Here is a 21,987-nt window from a genome sequence, read left to right as displayed (position 1 = left end):
GTCATCCTTTGACGGACCCCGCAGTCAGGCCCTTAGTCATGAAACGTTCAAGTCCCAGGAACAGCGCCATGATCGGAACGGTGGCGATCACCGCACCGGCCATCAGATGCTGTCGAGGAATTTCCGAGGAGTTCAGCATCGTGACGCCTCGGGTCAGGGTAAATTTCGAAGGGTCGTCCAGCAGCATGAAGGCCAGCAGGAACTCGTTCCAAGCGATCATGAAGACGTAGAGCGAGACCGACGCCAGCGCAGGCAGGCTAAGCGGCAGCGTAATCTTCCAAATCACTGCCAGCCGCGAAAGCCCATCCATGAGACCGGCCTCTTCCACCTCAGTCGGCAAGCCACGGAAATAACCTTGCAGCATGTACAGCGCGACAGGGATCGTCGTGACCGGGTAGATCATCACGATGCCAAGGATCGAGTTGCGCAAGCCAGTCAGCGAGAACGCGATATAGATCGGCAGCGCCAGAACGATCATCGGCACCATGTAGATCAGCAGGATCGAGCGTGAGAACGCCTTTTGCCCCGAGAAACGGAACCGCGCGACGGCATAGGCTCCGGGGACGCTGAACAGCAGGGTGATAAAGACCGTCAGGACCGAGACGTAGAGCGAGGTCCAAAGATAGGTGCCGAAGTTGAAATCGCGAAACAGCTCGGTATAGCTGCGAAACAGCGCGGTGCCTTGTGATAGATCTACCGAGAAATCCAGCGGGTTCTGCAACAGGGCCTGTTGCGACTTCAGGCTGGTCATCACCATCACATAGAACGGAATGATCACGATCGCCGTGAAGAAGATATAGCCAAAGCCCGTGCAGAACCGGATCACGGCCTCTTCGTACTCGTGGCGGGTGAGCTCGCCGAACGGTGTCTCTTTCAGGATTGCGGCAACGGATAGGTGTATCACGACCGCCATCGCCACGACGGTGACCAGTATTGCCTGCAGGGATGTGTCAGAGCCGATCAGGACAGGCCCGACTCCGGTCAGGCAAGACAGGCCTAACAAGGCGGATACACCCAGTCGGGCCGGTGCGCGTTGCGCCGAGAAGCGGACATACACCAGACCGGCAATAGCCCCCCATATCAAGCAGAGCAAGACCTGTGGCCGGAACGCAGCCCCGGTCGAGAATGACATGGTGATGGCGACAGTAGTGGCGATCACCACCAGCCAGAGCGCGCCTAGAATCGGGGCGGTTATATACCCTTTGCGCATCACAAACCCTCCTCGCGGCTGATGAAGCGGAAGAAGACGAAGCTAAAGGCAATCAGGCACATCAGGATCACAACGGCCACCGCTGCGCCTGCGCCGATGTTCGAAACCGCAAATGCCTGTTCATAGACATTTACGGTCAGAGTACGGGTGCCGGCATTGCCGCCGGTCAGCAGGAAGATGTCGTCGAACTTGTTGAACGTCCAAATGAAACGCAGCAGGAACAGTACCGACAGGATGCCCAGCAGTTGCGGGATGCTCAGCAGCCAGAACTTCTGGAATGGTGAGGCTCCATCCATATCTGCTGCTTCGTACATGCTGGAGTCGATTGATTGCATCCGCGCCAGAATGAACAGGAACGACAGCGGGAAATAGCGCCAGATCTCGAACACTGTCACCATGATAAGCGCCAAAGGGCGTTCCCCGAAGAAGTTGATCGGTTCACTGCTTAGTCCCATCTGCACCAACAATGCGTTGGCAGAACCCGAGAACGGGTCGAACAAGGTGACCCATGTGAAGGCCACAGCGATGACCGGCGCCACATAGGGGAACAGATAGAGGCCGCGTATGAACCCTTGTCCTTTGAAGCTTTTGTTCAGCAACAAGGCTGCAAACAGGCCCATCACCAAAGCTCCAATGGTGCCGACCACGGTGTAGAACAACGTAACCCACAGCACGCCCCAGAACTCGTCTCCATCAAAGACACGGGCGTAGTTTTCCAGACTGAATTCAAGGTTGGTCAGGACGCTGGGTCCGCTCCCGGTCACGCCGGGCTCTGATCCTTCGAGCAGCTCTTCGAAAGCGTCCGGATCTCCGTCCAAGGTGACCGGAATACGGATGCGTTCGCGTTGACCGCCTTCCAGTGTGCCGAAATCGCAGAACAGGTTTTGCCCGTCCAGAACACAGGGACTTGCAACTTCGCGCGCCGTCACGCCGTCCGGTAGAACATCTGTCAGGGTGACGCCGACAACGGCGATGTCCTGACTTGAGTTGCGGACGCGGTATTCAATCCGCAGATCCTCGCCAGATCCGCGCAAGCTTTCACGCACCACAGGTGCAGGCGGACGAAGGTCAGACAGGGTGAAGGGCTTGAAGCTGATCCAGAAGATCGCCAGCAAGGGCAGGATCACCACAAGCGATACACTGATCACTGTCGGAGCCAGCAGCGTCCAGGCCAGACGCGCCTCGCGTTTGGCTAGCGCCCCGGTTCCGGTCGGTGGGGTGGCCGAAGACATGGGATACCTCGAAGGGTTGGGTGCAGCGGCGTAATCGCCGCTGCATGTGTCACAAGGTTACTGAACCTTCGCGAGCTCGTCGTTCATTGCGGCCACTGCAGCGGCGGCATCGATTTCATCGTCGATATATTGGCGCACGACCCGGTTAATTGCCTGGCTGTTGATCATTTTGGACGCCAAAGCCAGCTGGCCTTCAGCAACGCCCCAGCGCTGCGCCACGTCCAGACCGCCGACGATCTCATCGATCATCGCCTGATCATACAGCTCGCCCAACGGGGCTTTGCGGTCCACGCCAACAGGCAGCTCTGCCCATGCTTCCGAGAACGCGGTCGGGTTGTCAGCATTACCGCGACGGACCGGGAACTTGCCCTCGGGTGCGATGGCCAGTGTTTGAGTATAGCCGTCGTCCATGGCGAATTTCACGAACTCCATCGCCGCGTCGGTGTCGGCGTCGTTGGTGATGCCAAAGTAACGAACGTCACCCCAAGCCGCGCCATCCGGGTTCGATGGGCCCGAGAAGTTAGTGACGATACCAGTCTTCGAGGCCAGATCGCGCGAGGTCGGATCATCGTTGATCGTCGGCGGGGCGCTGTCGCGCAGACCGGCCAGTTCGTCAAGGATGAAGGGCGACCAGATGATCATCGCTGCTTTGCCATCAAAATACAGCTCGCGCGATTGTTTCCAGAATAGCTCACCCGGGGGCGAGGCTTTCGAGATCGCCTTGTAGAAATCCAATACCTCTATGGTCTTGGCTTCATCCAGCGGCTGGAATCCGTCCGCGCCAACGGGGGTCACGCCATTGGCGAGGAACACATGCTCCAAAACCTGACTCATGAAGTTTTCATCAACTTTGGTTGCAGCAACGAAACCGTACATCTCGGGCGGGTTGTGCAACTGCTCCAGCGCAGCGACGACGTTGGCGAATGAGTTCGGGGCCTCAAGGCCCGCTTCATCAAACAGGTCTTTGCGGTAGACAACCATTTGGGTCCATCCATCGACCGGTACCGACGCGGTTTCGTCATTGAACGCAGCCATACCAAGCGCGCCGGGGGCGAAGGTGTCGGCGCCCAGTTCTTCGATCACTTCGGTGGCGGCTTCGGTGTCCAGAATGCCCGCTTCAGCCCATGGCAGGGCATATTGCAGCGGATGATAGACCACATCTGGCAGGTCTCCGGCGGCAAATGCTGCTGTGGCGCGTGTACCCAGATCACTTTCGGTGACCGGGATAACCTCGACCGTGGTGCCGGTTTCAGCCTTGAACTGGTCAGCCATTTCCTGTTGCTTGGCCAGCCGCTCGGGCTGTTCTTCGGTGGTCCAGAAGCGGATCGTATCCGCCTGAGCTGACGTCGCCGCCAATACTAGCGCAAGTGATGTTCCAAGCATCATTCGCGATGCTAAAGGTGCAAGTTTCATAGTCGGTTTCCTCCCCGGTTATGATCTTTTGAAAGTTGAATTTTTCGGGCCAGTTCCTCGGCTGTAACGCTTGGTGGCCCGTCGGAACTGCGTTCGATCAGAACGGCCTCACCAATCTCACGCAGATCTGCGGGCACTTCACCGCGAGTCTGACTGATCAGCATCGTCGCAAGGCGTTCTCCTGCCCGCTTAGAATCGACGCTGAACGTGGTTAGACCAGGGCTGACATATTGGCATTCAGGGATGCCGTCATATCCCAGAATTGATACATCTTGCCCGACCTCGAGGCCCAGTTCTGTACAGACCGAGTAACACCCCAGCGCAGCCAGATCCGTTGCAAATACTATTGCAGTAGGTGGGTGATTCAGCGTCAAAAGCGCGCGTGCCTCAACCGCACCCTCCTCGCGCGTACGAGCACCTTCCCGGATCAACTCGGGATCGGCAGGCAAGGCCGCGATCTTGAGACCTTCAAGATAACCGTCACGGCGCAGATGGCTGTAGTTGAATTTCGGATCGCTACCGACATATCCGATACGCGTATGGCCAAAATCGACGAGCCGACCGACCGCATCACGGGTTGCAGATTCACCCGAAATGTCGAACCAGGATGTCTCATCCTGCCAGTCCGCCTGCCCATACCCCGTGCGGCCATACATGATGAAGGGAACCTTCAACTCTTGCAGGTATTTCACCCTCGCATCGTCGACCTCGGTCCGGGGCAGAATGAATCCATCGGCTTTGCGCTCTTCGACAAGCCGCCCCAATACATCAAGCATATCTTTTTCCGACTTCGCCGTAGAAATCGTCATCGTCCAGTCGGATGCGCTCGCCGCTTCGCATGCTCCGGCCAGAAAATCCTGAAGAAATGGATTATGCCGGTCTGGTTCTTCGCTGTTGATGACCATGGCAATGGCGCGCACCCGCCCGGTTCGTATCGCCTGCGCATGGCTGAGTGGGCGATAGCCCATCTTTCGCGCCGTGGTTTCAACGCGCTTTCTCGTGGATTCCGAGATGTCGGTATATCCATTCAGGGCGCGGGACACCGTGCTCTTAGAAAGCCCAAGATGATCGGCCAATTGATCCAGTTTTACCCTGCCGGGGCCAGAATGACTCCGGGGGCGAGACTGCGGTTGCTGGAGAGTTGGATTCGTCATCATTCTTCTATTTGTTTTCTCCGAAACCGGTTTCGGCAATCAAAATTATGAAATTCTTTGATTGGATCGACCAAGTACACGAACGTTCCAATGGCGAATGGCGCTGATGAACGCACATGCAAACTTGCAAACGCGGCTTTCAGAGTGGTGCAAATTTAGGGTTGCGCCAACAAGGATGACTGCCGACTGCTACAGTAACTACAGGCTGATCATTGTTCGCCGAGCTTTGATGAGAATCGGTGAATTGAGCATGAGAATTATGCGTAAATACGGGCGACTATCCGGCTATGAGGGCGTGTAAAATTTGTGGAGGAAAAAGAATCTGGTCGGAACATCATGCGAATTCACCAAGGCTTGGTATTGGCTTTTGAAGAGCAACATAAAAAAAGCCCCGCTTAGCAAAGTGCCAAGCGGGGCTTTCTGTATTCTGTTGGAAGCGGTTTTATTCTCTGTTGCCCAGGAGTTGCAGCAGGAACATGAACATGTTGATGAAGTCCAGATACAGGTTCAAAGCACCCATGATCGCCGCTTTGCCAAGCCATTCCTGATCGCCAGCATGAGCCATCTGCAGATAGGTGGTTTTGATCTTCTGCGTGTCATAGGCGGTCAGGCCGGCAAAGATCAGCACACCCAGGATCGACACTGCGAACATGATCGCTGGTGATTGCAGGAAGATGTTGATCACCATCGCAACGATCAGGCCAATCACACCCATCATCAGGAAGGTGCCCATGCCGGACAGGTCTTTCTTGGTCACATAACCGTACAGCGAAAGACCTGCAAACGCGATCGAAGTCACAAGGAATACCTGCGCGATCGAGATGCCGGTGAATGCTACGAAAATCCAGCTCAGCGACAGGCCCATCACGGCTGCAAATGCATAAAAGAACAGCTGTGCGCCGGACGCCGAGAGGCGGTTGATGGCGGCGCCAAAGCCAAACACCATCGCCAAAGGTGCAAACATCACGATCCAGCCCAGGATGTTGGGGCTCAGCGTGACCGGATCACGGAAGATCGACAGCAGTTGCGGGCTCGAGCCCACCGCCCATGCCACGGCAAATGTGATCAGCATGCCTACGGACATCGTGCCGTAGACTTTGTTCATATGGGCGCGCAGGCCCTCGTCTATCTCGGCAGCGCGCGCGCCGGACGCCGTCCGGATCGTGTCGAATTGTGCCATATAGGGGTCTCCCTTCAATATTCTGTTCGCAGCCCACGGATGCGAGCCGGTTTCCCGGTAAATATCGGAGAGTGTGGCCCTCGTTTCAAGGGTTTTAAGCCTGAAACTCAGCAAAACTGTCGGCAATTTTTGCAACTGTCGCCAAAAAACCGGCGGCTTGGTCGCCAAATCCCTCAAGCCGCCGGTATTTTCGAATTAATACAGATGTTTGTGCCAGCTGTCGGGCGCGTCCCAGAACGGGCGCTCTGCTTCGTTACGCGCGTCTTTGCGTGATACGCCGATGTCATTCAGTGCATCATCATCAAGCTGGGCGAGGGCGCGCCGCTGACGAGCGAGGTTAAACAGGTCAAGTATCCGAGCACCAATCGCCTTACGCTTGATGCGACGATGAGCTGAGATGGCTATATGGGTCATGATGATTGCCCTTTCCTGATTGTTTGATGAAACCTAGCGCTTCAATCAATTTCCTTGATCTATATGGAGCAGTCTGACATATTTTGGAAATGAATGTTTATGACGAGTCTCATAAGGAATCTTGAACATGCGAAATTTGGACATCACCACATTGCGGTCTTTCGTAGCTGTTGCTGACCATGGGGGCGTGACGCGTGCCGCTGGATTTCTTCACCTCACGCAATCTGCGGTCTCTATGCAGCTCAAGCGGCTGGAAGAGCTTTTGGGGCTGGAATTACTGGATCGATCCGGTCGAACCATCGCGCTAACGGCGTCCGGAGAGCAATTGCTGGCATACGCACGGCGGATGATTGCGTTGAATGATGAGGTAATCGGGCGGTTGACGGATCAGGCGTTTGAGGGCGAGGTCGTGCTAGGCGTACCGCATGACGTCGTTCATCCGTTCATCCCGCGCGTGTTGAAGCGTTTCAATGCCAGCTTTCCTCGGGTCAGCGTGAACTTGGTCACTTCCAACACGCGGCACTTGAAAGAAGAGTTCGCACGCGGAAGCTTCGATCTGATTGTGACTACGGAATCGGGTGCGGGCGAAGGTGCCGAAACCCTGCACCATATGCCTTTGCGTTGGGTTGGCGCGCTGAACGGATCTGCCTGGCGCCAAAAGCCTTTGCGGCTGGGGTTTTGCCGGAATTGCATTTTCCGTCCGGTTGCGACAGCGGCGCTGGATGATGCGGGAATCGAATGGGATATGAGCATCGACAGCGATTCCGACCGCACCGTTGAAGCCACCGTCAGCGCTGATCTGGCTGTGGGAGTTTTGCTGGAAGGCACCCAGCCCAGCCATCAGGAACTGATTGACCATGCCGGAGTGCTGCCGGACCTGCCGGTGCAGTTCATCAACCTCTACGGTGCAGAGCGGGTACGTGAGGAATATGTATCAGAGCTTGCGAACCTGCTGCGCCAGAACTTCAGTCATCCAACGGCGCAGCCGCTTAAAGTGGCGAGTTGATGCGGATCACCACCTTGCCAGTGGATTTGCGATCGCGCAGCAGTTCCAAACCTTTTGCTGCATCCTGCAAGGGCAGGACGTGGCTGATATGAGGCTTTATCCGGCCCTCAGAATGCCAGCGGAACAAGGTGCTGAAGCTGTCGCGCACGATCACGGGTCTGAAATTCAGATAGCCGCCGATATATACGCCGATCACGGTCAGGTTCTTGACCAATAGATGGTTGGCCGGGATCTGGGGCACCTCACCTCCGGCAAATCCGATCGGTAACAAGCGGCCTTCCGGGTTGGTCGCGCGGAAGGCGGCCTTGAAGACATCTCCACCAATCGCATCGTAGACCACGTCAGCACCACCCAGAGCGAGAACGCGGTCGCGCAGGTCTTCGCTTGCGTCAAGCAGATGGTCTGCACCTGCTTTTTGTGCCACGGCCAATTTGTCCTGCCCGCGGGCTTGGGCGATGACTGTCGCACCCATCAGTTTTCCGATTTCAACTGCGGTCAATCCCACGCCACCGGCAGCACCGGTGACCAGTAGGGTCTCGCCCGGTTGCAGTCGCGCCCGGTGCGCAAGAGCAATATGGCTGGTGCCATAGGCAATTTGGATCGCGGCCGCGTCTTCGAAACTCATCGAATCTGGAAGGGGAATTGCCCGGTCCGCATCAAAAACGCCTGATTCGGCCAGGCCGCCTTGACCTGAATAGACTGCAACACGATCGCCCAACTTCAAATGCGTAGCATTGTTTCCAATTTCGGTGACAATCCCTGCAATCTCCATGCCCAGCGTAAACGGTGCTTCGGGGGTGTCTTGATACGTTCCTTTCTGCATCAGAAGGTCTGCAAAGTTCAGGCCGCAGGCGCGGATTGCGATACGAACTTGGTTCTCTTGCAGCGGTGCTTCGCGTGTTTCGCATAGCTGAGCGGGTGCCCCTTTGGTCTCGATACGAAATGCCTGCATCATTGGTCTCCGCTCGTTTGTCGCCATAGGCCGTTTGGCTTGACCGTTTGTCAATTCCATTCGCAATCTTCACAGCGTTAAACTGAATAGGGTGGATCAACTGTTTCCCATTTAGAAACTATCAATCTCTATGTTGGCCGTACAACCACAAACCACTGTTCGAATTCTCTGATTCAACCAGCTTGAAAAAATAACGGATTGCGGCAATATTGTACTATGGTGCTGTTCGGGGGGCACGATCCGAATTAGGGAGTTCTTAAGCAGCGACCCGCTAAGTAAGCGGCGATGGCTGCTGTCGCGGTTTCCCGGACAGGTGTTTGTGTAAAGGAGACTACCAATGACCCATCACGTCGATGTCCATGTGGGCAAACGCGTCCGGCATCGCCGCTGGCTGATTGGCATGACTCAGCAGCAGTTGGCGCAGCAAGTTGGTATCAAGTTTCAACAAATCCAAAAATACGAAACAGGGGCCAACCGGATAAGCGCATCGCGTTTGTGGGACATTGCCGAAGCGTTGGATGTTCCCGTCAGCTTTTTCTTCGAGGGTCTCGAAGAGGCTCAGAAGTCGGATGCAGACAAGAAATCGGTTCCTGCGGATTTGATGGGTGACAAAGAAGCGCTTGATCTTGTTCGCTCGTATTATGCGATCCCGGAAAACCAGCGTCGCCGCCTGTTTGAACTGGCACGCGTGCTGAGCGACGTCGCCTGATACAAGCGCTTGACTTCGCGGGGTGTGGGGCGCACGGGTAAGCAATGCAAAACACCCTACCAAGCGATCTAGAGATTGCCGAAGAAATGGCCGACGCTGCGCGGGCGGCCATTCTTCCGTATTTCCGCCAATCTAACCTGAAGACAGACAACAAACTCGATGCCGGTTTTGATCCGGTGACAGCCGCTGATCGCGAAGCAGAAAAAGCAATGCGTAGGGTGCTGGCTGATCACCGGCCTGAGGACGGTATCCTGGGGGAAGAGTTCGGTCATTCCGAGGGAACTACCGGACGAGTTTGGGTGCTGGACCCAATTGATGGCACGCGCGGTTTCATAAGTGGTACGCCCACATGGGGTGTTCTGATCGCCCTAAGCGATGAGACTGGACCGAAGCTTGGTGTGATCGATCAGCCCTATATCGGCGAACGTTTTATCGGAGATAAAGAGCACGCCTTTGTCAAAGGCCCTTTGGGACGCACAGAACTTGGGACGCGTGACACTCGATCTCTGGACCAGGCGATCATCTTCACCACCTTCCCGGAGGTTGGCAGCGCGGTCGAGGCCGCCGCCTTCAAGGCGGTTTCTCAGAAAACGAAGCTGACACGCTATGGGATGGACTGTTATGCCTACGCGTTGCTCGCTGCAGGTCAAACCGATCTAGTGGTCGAGGCCGGATTGAATTCCTACGATATCCAGGCCCCAATCGCGGTGATCGAGGCCGCGGGTGGTATTGTGACGGATTGGCAGGGTAATCCGGCTCATAATGGTGGGCGTGCGCTCGCTGCAGCCAATACTGAGATTCATGCGGCAGCGCTAGAAATTCTGAAGCAATACTAAACGGGTTGCCGACCCTTCTTTGCAACTTTAAACTGATCACGGCTGGTTCTTACGCCCGTTTTCCACCAGCCCATCACTCCATGCATGAGACGGGCAGTATGCGGGAGTGCGAAAATGACAGAATTTCTGATCCGTAACGCCAATATGATCCTGACGATGGATGATGATCGGCAAGAGCTTGCAGGCGCTGATCTGCTGGTTCGGGATGGTAAGATAGCCCAGATTGGCCACCGCCTTACGAGCGATGGCGAAATACATGATGCCACTGGGTGTGTTGTGACCCCCGGTCTGGTGAACACCCATCACCATCTCTACCAAACGCTCACCCGCGCGGTTCCCGGCGGGCAGGACGCTTTGCTGTTTGGTTGGTTGCGAACGCTCTATCCCATCTGGTCCCGCTTTGGTCCTGACGAGATGTTTATATCTGCCCAGATCGGATTGGCCGAGATGGCACTGTCCGGCTGCTCGCTTAGCTCTGACCACCTTTACCTATATCCCAATGGCGCGCGGCTTGAACACACGATCCATGCAGCGTCAGAGCTGGGGCTGCGTTTTCATCCCACGCGTGGAGCTATGAGCATTGGCGAAAGTGATGGTGGACTGCCTCCTGATGCTTTGGTCGAATCCGAGCAGGCTATTCTGGAGGATATGATCCGCGTAGTAGATGCCTATCACGACCCATCTGAGGGTTCGATGTGTCGCGTTGGTTTGGCGCCATGTTCGCCGTTCTCGGTTAGTCGGGACCTGATGCGCGATGCCGCGCTGTTAGCGCGCGACAAAGGTGTGATGCTGCACACCCATCTGGCGGAGAACGATGAGGATATAGCCTATTCTCAAGATCAGTTCGGCTGTAGACCCGGCCAATACGCCGAAGAATTGGGCTGGACCGGTTCGGATGTCTGGCACGCTCATTGTGTCAAGCTGGATGGCGCCGAGATTGACCTGTTTGCACGTAGCCGAACCGGCGTTGCGCACTGTCCATGTTCCAATTGTCGTCTTGGTTCAGGTATCGCGCCAGTCCGAAAAATGCGTGATCAAGGCGTGCCAGTCGGGTTGGGTGTGGATGGATCAGCCAGCAACGACAGCGGCAATCTGATGGCCGAGGCGCGCCAGTCCATGCTGCTGCAACGAGTCGCAAACGGCGCTGACGCCATGTCGGCCCGTGAGGCGCTTGAGATCGCCACCCGAGGCGGGGCGGATGTGTTGAATCGGCCCGATTGCGGCCGGCTTATGCCCGGTAAACGAGCTGATATTGCCATTTGGGACGTGCAAGGAATTGAAAGTGCAGGCAGTTGGGACCCCGCTGCGCTCCTTCTGGCCGGACCAACGCGTGTCAAACACCTCTTTGTCGAGGGACGCCAGATTGTTCGTAACAGTCAGATCGCCACGATCGACCTGCCAAGGGTCATAGAAACCCAGAATCGTCTGGCACGCGCGCTGGCAGAATAGCGGATCCGCTCTTCATCTGGCTAAAAATACCTCCGCCGGAGGCATGGGCCATAGGCCCATTCCTATCGACCAGAAACAGCTCGTCCGGCGATCCAGGTATCGGTTACGGCACGGTCATCACCCATCATAATGGTCGGGAACACCGCTTCCCAAAGATCATCAGCATGAGCTTCGCGCTGGGCGATAGCAGGCGTCGATGCGAGGTTCAGCACCGCCAGATCGGCCTCCATGCCCACGGCGATGTTGCCAATACGGTCATCCATCCGCAGGGTACGAGCCGATCCCACCGTTCCAAGCCAAAGCAATTGCGAGGGGTGCAAGGGATGGCCTCGCAATTGACCAATCTCATAGGCCGCAGCCATTGTGCGCAGCATTGAAAAACTTGAGCCGCCTCCGGTGTCGGTGGCCAAGCCCACGCGGTGCCCTGAGTGGATCAGACCATTCATGTCAAACAGGCCAGAGCCGATAAACGTGTTTGATGTGGGGCAGTGGATCAGAGCTGCATCTACCTCGCGCAGACGATCGCGCTCCCGCTCTTCCAGATGGATCACGTGCCCGTAAAGGCCATTTCCACCCAGCAGCCCAAACTGCTCATAGGTGTCCAGATAGTCGCGCGCGTCGGGGAACAGGGATCGGACCCATTCGATCTCATCGGTCTGTTCGCTCAGATGGGTTTGCATCAGGCAGTCGGGATGCTCGGCCCAAAGCGCGCCCATCGCCTCCAGCTGTTCTGGCGTCGATGTCGGCGAAAATCGTGGAGTGATGGCGTAAGTTATGCGATCAACCCCATGCCACTTTTCAAGCAGAGCTTTGGACTGGTCGTATCCGGTTTGTGCAGTATCTCGCAGCCCCTCAGGCGCATTGCGATCCATGCAGGTTTTACCCGCGACAACCCGCTGCCCACGCGCCTGCGCGGCGGTAAAGAAGGCATCAACACTCTCTGGATGAATGGTGCAAAAGCTGCACATGGTTGTGGTGCCATGGGCTGCGGTTAGGTCTAGATATCTGTTTGCAATTTCAGCGGCATAGGCGGGGTCGTCAAACTTCATCTCTTCAGGGAACGTGTAGCTGTTCAGCCAATCGATCAGCCGCTTTCCCCAGCTCGCGATCATTGCCGTCTGCGGATAGTGGACATGAGAATCCACAAATCCCGCCATGATCAGCTGATCGCCATAATCCTTAATGTTGGCTTCGGGATGCGCGTCAGACAGGTCGGACGCCTGGCCCAGTGCCGCGATGCGGCCATCTTCGATCAGGACGGCTTGGTGAATTTTGGTCGCATCGGTGGGCTCACCTTCGAACGGTGATCCGTTGAAGCTAAGCACACGTCCCTTCAGAAGCGTCTTTTGCGCCATTTGTTCTGTTCTCCGCCTGTTTTGGACCGCCAACCAGCATAGGGGCGCGAAAGATGCGGGTAAATTGGACCATTGTCATTGTTTTCCGGTAGCTGCTTCTTCTATCTAGGGGCAATCGACAAGAAAGAGGGGCAGCGCATGACGACAGGCAACGACGAAGCCAGACCCGATCAGCCCCGCGATGAGGACGCCTATGCGCTGGACCCGCGAACCGTTGCGGCCATCCTTTATGCGGTTGATGTCGAAGATCGTGCCAAGCTGATTGAGCTGATGGAGCCGCTGCACGCGGCCGATATCGCTGACCTTCTGGAGCAGATCAATCCTTACGACCGTGCGCGCCTGATCCGGCTGTATGACAAAGAGTTCGACGGCGATATCCTGTCGGAGCTCGACGAGTCAGTTCGGGAAGAAGTAATCAATGTCCTGAAACCGGACGTTCTGGCCGAAGCCGTTCGGGATATGGAAAGTGATGACGTTGTTGACCTTCTGGAAGACCTTGAAGAGCCGCAGCAAGAAACCATCCTGGGCGCGCTTGAAGACTCCGAACGCGTCGCGGCAGAGCAAGCCCTATCTTATCCAGAAAACTCTGCTGGCCGCCTTATGCAGCGCGAGGTGGTCATGGCGCCCGATCACTGGACCGTAGGGCAGGCCATCGATTTCATGCGTGCCACCGACGATTTGCCGGAACAGTTCTATCACGTCATACTTGTTGACCCGCGATTGAAACCGGTTGCTCAGGTCACGCTGGGCAAGTTGATGGCAACCCGGCGCGAGGTGCCGCTGCAGGACATTGCCGAAGATGAATTCCACACCATCCCCGTCGAACAGGATGAAGAGGACGTGGCCTATGCGTTCAATCAGTATCACCTGATTTCGGCTCCCGTCGTGGATGGCGACGGTCGTTTGGTCGGTGTTATCACTATCGACGATGCGATGGTGGTCCTGGACGAAGAATACGAAGAGGATATGCTGCGTCTTGCGGGCGTCTCGGACGAAAGCTCTCTGTCCGATAGTGTAGCGGCAACCAGTAGGCGCCGCTTGCCTTGGCTTGGTGTCAATCTGGTTACGGCGATTTGCGGATCGCTGGTGATTTCTCAGTTTGAGGCCGCGATTGATCAACTGGTGGCGCTCGCGATCCTGATGCCGATCGTCGCCTCGATGGGGGGCAATGCCGGGACCCAATCACTTACCGTTGCAGTGCGGGCGTTGGCAACACGCGACCTGACCGGCTCGAACGTAGGGCGCGTGATCCGGCGAGAACTGCTGGTGGGAATGCTCAACGGGCTGTGTTTCGCTATCGTGTTGGGAACCGTCGGGATGATGTGGTTCGACTCCCCGCTGCTGGGTGTCGTGATCGGATCTGCGCTGGTCGTGAACATGATCATCGCGGGCTTTGCTGGTACGGTAGTACCGGTAGTGCTGGACCGTCTGGGTGTTGACCCGGCGCTGGCGTCAGGAACCTTTGTGACCACGACAACGGATGTCATGGGGTTCTTCATCTTTCTGGGGCTTGCCAGCGTGGTACTACTGTGAACGAGACAACCGATCTGACCGAAATCAAGGCCGCAGCGCGCAAGGCGGCATTCGCGCGACGCAAGGTAGCGTTTGATATGCGCATCCCGGGCGCGGCCGGGCGCTTGTCCGAGGTTCTGGCGGGTCATCGCGGTGTTCCCATGTCTGGCTATATGCCGATCCGCACCGAAATCGACCCGCTGCCTGCAATGGCCGAGGCTTCTGCATATGGCCCAGTGGGCGTGCCTGTCATTCAGGCCGCAGGGCAGGCGTTGCGCTTCTCTCGATGGACGCCTGAGGGCATACTGAAAGATGGACCCTTCGGCGCGAAAGTGCCCGAGATCGATGACTATTTCGACCCGGAGATCCTGATCGTGCCACTGGTTGCCTTTGATGCGCAGGGTGGCCGCTTGGGGTATGGCGGCGGCTTCTATGATCGCACGCTTGAAGGGTTGCGCGCCAAGCGCCCGACGCTGGCCATAGGATTTGCCTTTGATGCGCAGGAAGCTGAATATCTGCCGCTGGAGCCGACCGATCAACCACTCGATATGGTGATTACTGAAAGCCGGGTGCTAACTTTCTAAGTTATCCCTCGCTATGCGCGATCGCGATTTCCTTTACATTGGCAGGCTTCAGGCTGAGTGATTGTTTGCTTCTGCCTTGTTATTGCCACTTCCAGCCCCTAGGACCGCAATCATGAGGATTTTGTTTCTTGGTGACGTCATGGGGCGTTCGGGTCGCGCCGCCATCCAACAGCATTTGCCACGTCTGCGTGACGAATGGCGGCTGGATTTTGTCGTTGTCAACGGCGAGAACGCCTCGAACGGAATGGGGCTGAGCGGGGACCACGCCAAGTTGCTTTTGGACGCGGGGGCCGATTGTATCACCTTGGGCGATCATGCTTTCGACCAGAAAGACATGCTGCAGTTTATTGAGAAAGAACCTCGCATCGTGCGTCCGTTGAATTATGCCAAAGGGGCACCGGGGCGAGGGCATCGACTGTTCACCGCGCCGGGCGGTCGCAAGGTTCTGGTGGTGCAGGTGTTAGGGCAGGTCTTCATGAAACGCCCCTTTGACGATCCCTTTTCGGCCATTGAACCGATCCTGAAATCGCACCCACGCGGCGGCCAGGCGCAGGCGATCATCGTCGACATGCATTGCGAGGCAACGTCCGAGAAGATGGCGATGGGCCATTATTGCGACAAACGCGCAAGCCTTGTGGTTGGGACGCATACGCATGTGCCTACCGCGGATGCGCAAGTATTGCCGGGCGGTACAGGATATCTGACCGATGCCGGGATGTGCGGCGACTATGACTCGGTCATCGGAATGGACAAGCAGGAACCGATGCGCCGGTTCATAACCGGGATGCCCAAGGCGCGGTTTACGCCTGCGACCGGTGAGGCGACCTTGAGCGGAGTTTTTGTCGAAACCGATGACCGCGATGGAAGCGCAAAATCCGTGCAGATGGTTCGTGTTGGCGGGCGGTTGCAGCAGTCGACACCCTGAAAGGTACGTCAGACTTGCCCCGCCGCGTGCAATACGTGAAACTACCTATTAGGCGCGTATGCCAGATCAGGGTTCGGACAGAATACCAAGAATGCAATTCCTTCAACTGACAGAGATGGGCAGCGCAATTCTGGCGCTGATGATCGTAGCGGGCATGTTCATCATGTTTCTGCGCGAGGTCTATCCGACCGAAGTTGTCGCCATCGGCGGGGCGGCTCTGATGCTGGCAACCGGTATCCTGCCCTATCAAAGTGCGCTTGCAGTCCTTTCGAATCCCGCGCCGTGGACCATCGGCGCGATGTTCATCATCATGGGTGCCTTGGTTCGCACCGGAGCGCTTGACGCGTTCACCTCGCTCGCGCAGAAGCAGGCGCAGGTGAACCCTCGGTTTGCCATCGGGTTATTGATGGCGTTTGTCGTCGTTGCTTCGGCGGTGGTATCGAACACGCCGGTTGTCGTTGTAATGATCCCGGTCTTTATCCAGATCGCCCGCACGCTGAATGTTTCGGCGTCCAAATTGTTGATCCCGCTCAGCTATGCGGCGATCCTTGGGGGTACGCTGACGCTGATTGGCACCTCGACTAACCTGTTGGTCGATGGTGTGGCCCGCGCACAGGGTATGACGGCGTTTTCAATCTTCGAGGTTACCCCGCTGGGCATCGCGCTGGTGATCTACGGTATGGTGTACCTGCGCTTCATTGCGCCACGACTGCTACCCGAGCGTGACAGCATGGCTGAGATGCTCAGCGACCGGTCCAAGATGAAGTTCTTTACTGAGGCGGTTATCCCACCCGACAGCAATCTGATCGACCGCGAAGTGACCGGCGTTCAGCTGTTCAAACGCCCCGGAGTGCGTCTGATCGACGTGATCCGGGGGGATGACTCGCTGCGACGGAACCTCAAGGGGGTGACGCTGAAAGTGGGCGACAGGGTAGTTTTGCGCACCGAGATGACCGAATTGCTGAGTCTTCAAAGCAACAAGGAACTCAAGCGCGTGGATCAGGTCTCAGCCGTTGAGACCAAGACGGTTGAGGTTCTGATCACGCCGGGCTGCCGTATGGTCGGTCGAACGCTTGGTGCGATGCGGTTACGTCGCCGATATGGTGTCTACGTCCTGGCGGTTCATCGCAGGAACCAGAATATCGGGCGTCAGTTGGATGCTTTGACCGTGCGTGTCGGGGATACGCTGCTGTTAGAGGGCTCGCCTGCGGATATCCAGAAGCTGGCCGCCGATATGGATATGGTCGATGTTACGCAACCTTCGGCACGAGCGTTTCGCCGCAGCCATGCGCCCATAGCCATCGGTGCGCTGGTCGGGATCGTCGCCCTGGCGGGGTTGGGCGTGGCACCGATTTTGCTGTTGTCGATCATCGCCGTTGCCGTGGTTCTGCTGACCCGATGTATCGACGCGGATGAGGCGTTCTCATTTGTCGAAGGCCGATTGCTGGCCCTGATCTTCTCCATGCTCGCAATTGGGGCTGCGCTCGATAAATCGGGCGCGGTTACACTGATTGTCGAAGCGGTTGCACCGGCGCTGGGCATGTTGCCACCTTTCTTGATCATATGGGCCGTATATCTGTTGACCTCGGTGCTAACCGAATTGGTTTCGAACAACGCCGTGGCGGTGGTGGTCACTCCGATCGCGATCTCTCTGGCTCAGGCTGTAGGAATTGATCCGCGCCCGCTGGTGGTCGCGGTGATGGTGGCGGCATCGGCATCCTTTGCGACGCCGATTGGCTATCAGACCAACATGATGGTGTATGGCCCGGGTGGGTACAGATTCACCGATTTTCTGAAAGTTGGTGTGCCGCTGAACCTGACTGTGGGTCTGCTGGCGTCACTTCTTATTCCGTTCATCTGGCCGCTCTGACACTGGCACGGATTCGCCGACCTGGTGTTTCGGGCCTTGTAAATGTCGACATCGTCACAATCTTTTTGCCTAAGATGAATGTGAAAGGATGGGATCATGCCTTTTCCAAAACTCGGGCAGGCCATTGTGGCCGGAGCAATCGTATTGGCCTTGCTGGGCAGCCAAAGCTCGGCAGGAACAGTCACTGGCACGGCAACCTACCGTGAACGGATCGCCCTGCCACCGGATGCGACGCTATTTGTCGAATTGCAGGATATCTCTCGGGCAGATGCGGCAGCGGTCACGCTGGCGGCGCAACGCTATGCGTTGAACGGAGTGCCCTCGGAATTTGAACTGACTTTTGATGACGCGCTGATCCGCGAGGGGATGACCTATGCCGTACGCGGGTCGATCTATCGCGGGGGTGAGCTGTTGTTTACGACGGATACGGTCCATCCCGTGCTGACCAACGGCGAAGGCAATTCGGCTGATCTTGTGCTGGTGCAGGCCGGTGCTCAGAGCCCCGCGACCCTGGAAGGGACCGAGTGGACAGCCATCGGTATCGGTGGAACCGTGCTCGATACAAAACGGCCGCCCCAGCTTTCCTTCGCCCAAGGTGGTGCGTTCGGTGGCTCGGGCGGTTGCAACCGGTTTTCCGGGCAAGCCGAGATCACCGGCAACAGCCTTGAGTTTCCAGACAATATGGCCGCGACTTTAATGGCGTGCCCGCCAGAACTGGACGAGGTCGAGGATCAGTTCTTTGCTGCCCTGCAAAACGTGACGAACTATGCCGTTGCCGGCGACAGCATGGTTTTGCTCGATGCTGCAGGTGAGCCGATACTGAAATTCGTGCGCACCCAGTAATCAGGCCACTGCACGGGACCTTCCTGCGTTGCGACCCGAGAAGATGCAACCGCCCAGAAACGTGCCCTCTAGCGCGTTGTACCCGTGATAGCCGCCACCGCCAAAGCCCGCGACCTCTCCGGCTGCAAACAAGCCAGGGACGATTTGTCCATTGGCGCCGATCATCTGACTGTCCAGATTGGTCTGCAGCCCGCCCAATGTCTTGCGGGTCAGTACGTGCAGCTTGACCGCGATTAGCGGGCCGTTTGATGGATCAAGGAACTTGTGCGGTTTGGCCGTCCGGATCAGCTTGTCGCCCCGATAATTGCGTGCGGCAAGGATGGCCATCATCTGGGCGTCTTTGGAAAACGGATTGTCGACCTGAGAATCCCGTGCCTCGATCTGGGTGCGCAAATGCGTCTCGTCTATCAGACCTCCGCCTAATTGGTTCATGCCGCTGACCAATTCAGTCAGCGTGTTGGCGACGACGAAATCCTCGCCCTTTTCCTTGAACGCCTCGACCGGCCCAGTCGCCTTGGTGCCAGACAGGATGCGCTGACGGATCACCTCTTTCCAGCTGCCCGAAGTGAAATCCGGGTTCTGCTCGGACCCCGAAAGTGCAAATTCCTTTTTGATGATCTTCTGGGTCAGAACGAACCAGCTGTATTCATATCCGGTTTTCAGGATCTCTTTCAGCGTTCCCAGCGTATCGAACCCCGGCAGGCAAGGGGGTTGCAGGCGATAGCCGCGCGCATCGAACCACATCGAACTTGGGCCGGGTAGAATACGTATACCGTGCGCGGGCCAGATCGGATCCCAATTGCGCACACCTTCAGTGTAATGCCACATTCTGTCGCCGTTGATGACATGTCCGCCAGCTTTCTCGCTGATCGGGATCATGCGGCCATCGACATGAAACGGAACGCCTGCCACCATATCTTTGGGCGGTTCACCCAGCCGGTCGCGGGGCCAGTTCTGTCTCACCATCTCGAAATTCCCACCGATCCCACCAGAGGTGACAATAACCGAAGGGGCATAGACTTCGAATTCGCCTAGTTCGTCCCGGTTGGTCTTGCCACCTCTTTGAATGCCGTCATCGGCCAGAACTTCCCCTGACACACCTTTGGCAGAACCATTTTGCATAATGATGTGGCTGACTTGGTGACGGAACTTCAGTTGGATCAAGCCGGCGTCGACATGCGCGCGGACGCGGCGGATAAAATGCTCAAGTACACCTGGGCCGGTTCCCCAAGTGATGTGAAAGCGCGGGACCGAGTTGCCATGGCCGTCCGCATAAGAACCGCCGCGTTCGGCCCAGCCCACGACGGGAAACCAGCGCAGCCCCATTTCATGCAGCCACGGACGCATTTCACCTGCGGCGAACTCGACATAGGCTTCAGCCCATTTGCGGGGCCAGTTGTCTTCATCGCGGTCAAACTGCGCGCTGCCCATCCAGTCGCGCAGGGCCAGATCGTGGCTGTCGCGGATGCCCATGCGGCGCTGCTCGGGGGTGTTGACCATGAACAGGCCGCCGAGGCTCCAAAACGCCTGTCCACCCAGAAAATGCTCAGGCTCCTGATCCAGCACGATCACCCGCTTGCCCCGGTCGCCCAATTCGGCCGCCGCCGAGAGGCCCGCAAGGCCGCCTCCGATCACGATCGCGTCTGCGGTGTTATTGGTCATCGGATGTCCTTTCAGCGGCTGCGGAACCAAAGGATGAAGGGGGTTACGACCACATACATCGTGATGCCATAAACGGCGGCAGGAACGGCAAGTGGGCTGAAGCCGGTCGTGGTGCCGGTGATCAAAGCTGCCAGCGTAATTCCCATCGCCGAATTCTGAATGCCAGTCTCGACCGAGATCGTTTTCGCCTCACTCCATGTCAGATTGGCGATGCGCGCCAGCCCCAGACCGATCAGCAACAGCGCAACGTTCAACGCGATTAGAGCTGCCCCAATCGAGCTGAGGTTTTGGATGAAGAACTGCCAGTTTCCGGCCAGTGCCGCCGCGACGATCAGCACGAACAGTATCGATGCGAGCGTCGAAAGCGGGCCGTCGACCCGAATGGCGAACCCCCTTGCAAAGTGACGTATGGCGACACCAATGGCGACTGGTAGGGTCGTGATCAGGAACAGCGCGGTGGCTAATGCGCTGATCGAAACTTTGGGTGCGGCCTCGCCCATGAAATGATCTATGGACCATGCGGCCAGAATGGGGACGGTCACGATGGACAGCAGGCTGATCACCGCTGTCAGGCTGACCGACAGCGCCACATCACCTTTGGCAAACTTTGCTAGGATGTTGCTGGTGACCCCACCGGGGCAAAAGCTTAAAAGCATGACACCCACGGCGATTTCAGCGGGCAATCCGAACAGAGTGACCGTCGCGAAGGCAGCCAATGGTATCAGCACAACTTGACTGATGGCGCCAATGGCGAAGGGGTACCCCCGCGCCAAAACCCGGCGGAAATCGGCGGCTTCTAGCCCGATCCCCAGTGACAACATGATAATGGCCAGCGAAATGGGCAGGCCAACGTTGATAAGCAGGTCCAAGAACAACTCCTCCCAAAGTCATTCGGGCCAGCCTATGCGAGGGGTCGTAGATCAGGCAACAACGCCGTTGGGTCACCCGTAGCGTTGAGCAAACCGGCGCAGGATTTCACCCGGCTGCGTAACGTCTGCGGCATGGCACATATCGATCAAGCCTTGCGCATCCTCAGGCGGAAAATAGCCGTGGTCCTTGTAGATGTTGATCCGCTGCTCAAAATCTTTGGCGTCCGCTTCGGGGTGGAACTGGGTGGCATAGACATTCTGCCCCCAGCGGATCATCTGAAACGGGCAGGGGTCAGACGCTACCAGATGAACGCAGCCATCCGGCAGTAACTGCACGGCTTCCTTATGTCCCACAAACGCTTCGAATTTCGGCTTTAGGCCTGCGGTCAAGGGGTCTTGGGCGCCATCCTCTGTCAGACGGCAGTCGGACGGTCCGACCGGTTCGCCAAATTGCCGTTTGCTGACATCTCCACCCAGATGTGCGGCGAGAATACCCAAGCCATAGCAGCAGCCCATGAACGGGTGATCTTTCGCAGTGATCTGGGGCATCAGTCCCATGATTGCGCCTTCGATCTTTGCATCCAGCGCGGATTTGGTGGTCGGATCGTCGCTAACGCAGCCGGGACCCCCACCCACGATGACACCAGCGTAATCGACGACATCCAACCCTTCGGGCAGGTCTTCGCAATCCAGCCGGATGCGATGAGTTTGCGCAGGGCTCAGCCCGGTTTTGTCCAGTATCGAGGCATATTCGGCATCCGATGCATCGGTTTCCGGGCGCAGTTGCAGGATCAGAAAGCGTTTCATAAACA

General features: G+C 57.1%; 20 protein-coding genes. 9 read left to right on the top strand and 11 right to left on the bottom strand.

The window, feature by feature from the left end:
• Position 1 precedes the first annotated feature (1 nt).
• The 6 genes from ACR0NM_RS11880 to ACR0NM_RS11855 form a co-directional block, all read right to left on the bottom strand.
• Positions 2-1,210, bottom strand: coding sequence for a carbohydrate ABC transporter permease (locus ACR0NM_RS11880; protein ID WP_170392208.1), 1,209 nt, complete (start codon positions 1,208-1,210; stop codon positions 2-4).
• Positions 1,210-2,442: a carbohydrate ABC transporter permease gene (locus tag ACR0NM_RS11875; RefSeq protein ID WP_170512378.1), complete on the bottom strand. Its 1,233-nt coding sequence runs from the start codon at positions 2,440-2,442 to the stop codon at positions 1,210-1,212. Before ACR0NM_RS11875 ends, ACR0NM_RS11880 begins: the two co-directional genes overlap by 1 nt.
• A gap of 57 nt (positions 2,443-2,499) precedes the next feature.
• A complete protein-coding gene (locus ACR0NM_RS11870; RefSeq protein WP_170392204.1) occupies positions 2,500-3,855 on the bottom strand; it encodes an extracellular solute-binding protein in 1,356 nt (451 codons plus the stop codon).
• A complete protein-coding gene (locus tag ACR0NM_RS11865; RefSeq protein WP_480614868.1) occupies positions 3,852-5,009 on the bottom strand; it encodes a LacI family DNA-binding transcriptional regulator in 1,158 nt (385 codons plus the stop codon). The genes ACR0NM_RS11870 and ACR0NM_RS11865 overlap by 4 nt, the downstream gene beginning before the upstream one ends.
• A gap of 442 nt (positions 5,010-5,451) precedes the next feature.
• Positions 5,452-6,189, bottom strand: coding sequence for a Bax inhibitor-1/YccA family protein (locus tag ACR0NM_RS11860; RefSeq protein ID WP_010441904.1), 738 nt, complete (start codon positions 6,187-6,189; stop codon positions 5,452-5,454).
• 195 nt (positions 6,190-6,384) lie between these two features.
• Complete coding sequence (locus tag ACR0NM_RS11855) at positions 6,385-6,603, bottom strand: DUF1127 domain-containing protein (RefSeq protein ID WP_170512374.1); 219 nt, start codon at positions 6,601-6,603, stop codon at positions 6,385-6,387.
• A 127-nt stretch (positions 6,604-6,730) separates the two neighbouring features.
• On the opposite strand from ACR0NM_RS11855, the gene ACR0NM_RS11850 reads away from it, so the two are divergent.
• A complete protein-coding gene (locus ACR0NM_RS11850; RefSeq protein WP_170512372.1) occupies positions 6,731-7,609 on the top strand; it encodes a LysR family transcriptional regulator in 879 nt (292 codons plus the stop codon).
• Here the strand turns inward: ACR0NM_RS11850 and ACR0NM_RS11845 are convergent.
• Complete coding sequence (locus ACR0NM_RS11845; RefSeq protein ID WP_480614865.1) at positions 7,593-8,561, bottom strand: NADPH:quinone oxidoreductase family protein; 969 nt, start codon at positions 8,559-8,561, stop codon at positions 7,593-7,595. The genes ACR0NM_RS11850 and ACR0NM_RS11845 overlap by 17 nt on opposite strands.
• 337 nt (positions 8,562-8,898) lie before the next feature.
• On the opposite strand from ACR0NM_RS11845, the gene ACR0NM_RS11840 reads away from it, so the two are divergent.
• The 3 genes from ACR0NM_RS11840 (at position 8,899) to ACR0NM_RS11830 (ending at position 11,555) form a co-directional block, all read left to right on the top strand.
• A complete protein-coding gene (locus tag ACR0NM_RS11840) occupies positions 8,899-9,270 on the top strand; it encodes a helix-turn-helix domain-containing protein (RefSeq protein WP_170343628.1) in 372 nt (123 codons plus the stop codon).
• Positions 9,271-9,314: 44 nt separating this feature from the next.
• Positions 9,315-10,106 (top strand): histidinol-phosphatase, encoded by a 792-nt coding sequence (gene hisN / locus ACR0NM_RS11835; protein ID WP_480614862.1) that lies wholly within the window; start codon positions 9,315-9,317, stop codon positions 10,104-10,106.
• Positions 10,107-10,220: 114 nt separating this feature from the next.
• Positions 10,221-11,555: an 8-oxoguanine deaminase gene (locus ACR0NM_RS11830; protein WP_170392194.1), complete on the top strand. Its 1,335-nt coding sequence runs from the start codon at positions 10,221-10,223 to the stop codon at positions 11,553-11,555.
• A 62-nt stretch (positions 11,556-11,617) separates the two neighbouring features.
• Here the strand turns inward: ACR0NM_RS11830 and guaD are convergent, their stop codons facing one another.
• Positions 11,618-12,910 carry a guanine deaminase gene (guaD, locus tag ACR0NM_RS11825; RefSeq protein WP_480614859.1) on the bottom strand — a complete coding sequence of 431 codons (1,293 nt, stop codon included), beginning with the start codon at positions 12,908-12,910 and terminating at the stop codon, positions 11,618-11,620.
• A 138-nt stretch (positions 12,911-13,048) separates the two neighbouring features.
• On the opposite strand from guaD, the gene mgtE reads away from it, so the two are divergent.
• The 5 genes from mgtE (at position 13,049) to ACR0NM_RS11800 (ending at position 18,644) form a co-directional block, all read left to right on the top strand.
• Entirely contained in the window at positions 13,049-14,443 is a 1,395-nt protein-coding gene (gene mgtE, locus ACR0NM_RS11820) for a magnesium transporter (RefSeq protein WP_170401569.1), read from the top strand.
• On the top strand, positions 14,440-15,006 hold the full coding sequence (locus ACR0NM_RS11815; RefSeq protein ID WP_480614856.1) for a 5-formyltetrahydrofolate cyclo-ligase: 567 nt from the start codon (positions 14,440-14,442) through the stop codon (positions 15,004-15,006). The genes mgtE and ACR0NM_RS11815 overlap by 4 nt, the downstream gene beginning before the upstream one ends.
• A gap of 112 nt (positions 15,007-15,118) precedes the next feature.
• On the top strand, positions 15,119-15,931 hold the full coding sequence (locus tag ACR0NM_RS11810; protein WP_480614853.1) for a TIGR00282 family metallophosphoesterase: 813 nt from the start codon (positions 15,119-15,121) through the stop codon (positions 15,929-15,931).
• Positions 15,932-16,022: 91 nt separating this feature from the next.
• Entirely contained in the window at positions 16,023-17,801 is a 1,779-nt protein-coding gene (locus ACR0NM_RS11805; protein ID WP_170392185.1) for an SLC13 family permease, read from the top strand.
• Between the two features lie 96 nt (positions 17,802-17,897).
• A complete protein-coding gene (locus ACR0NM_RS11800; protein ID WP_480614850.1) occupies positions 17,898-18,644 on the top strand; it encodes a YbaY family lipoprotein in 747 nt (248 codons plus the stop codon).
• On the opposite strand, the gene ACR0NM_RS11795 is transcribed toward ACR0NM_RS11800, so the two are convergent.
• The 3 genes from ACR0NM_RS11795 to ACR0NM_RS11785 all read right to left on the bottom strand — a co-directional run bounded on the left by ACR0NM_RS11795 (position 18,645) and on the right by ACR0NM_RS11785 (position 21,982).
• Positions 18,645-20,306 carry an FAD-binding dehydrogenase gene (locus ACR0NM_RS11795; protein WP_480614847.1) on the bottom strand — a complete coding sequence of 554 codons (1,662 nt, stop codon included), beginning with the start codon at positions 20,304-20,306 and terminating at the stop codon, positions 18,645-18,647.
• A gap of 11 nt (positions 20,307-20,317) precedes the next feature.
• Positions 20,318-21,175, bottom strand: a complete 858-nt coding sequence (locus ACR0NM_RS11790; RefSeq protein WP_170512356.1) for a bile acid:sodium symporter family protein — start codon at positions 21,173-21,175, stop codon at positions 20,318-20,320.
• Positions 21,176-21,247: 72 nt separating this feature from the next.
• The gene (locus ACR0NM_RS11785) at positions 21,248-21,982 is read right to left on the bottom strand and encodes a glutamine amidotransferase (protein WP_480562392.1); all 735 of its coding nucleotides are present in this window, start codon (positions 21,980-21,982) and stop codon (positions 21,248-21,250) included.
• Between the last annotated feature and the right edge of the window lie 5 nt (positions 21,983-21,987).

The sequence above is a fragment of the Ruegeria sp. AF2 genome (genome assembly GCF_056542025.1).
This window is presented reverse-complemented; position numbering and strand designations above follow the sequence as displayed.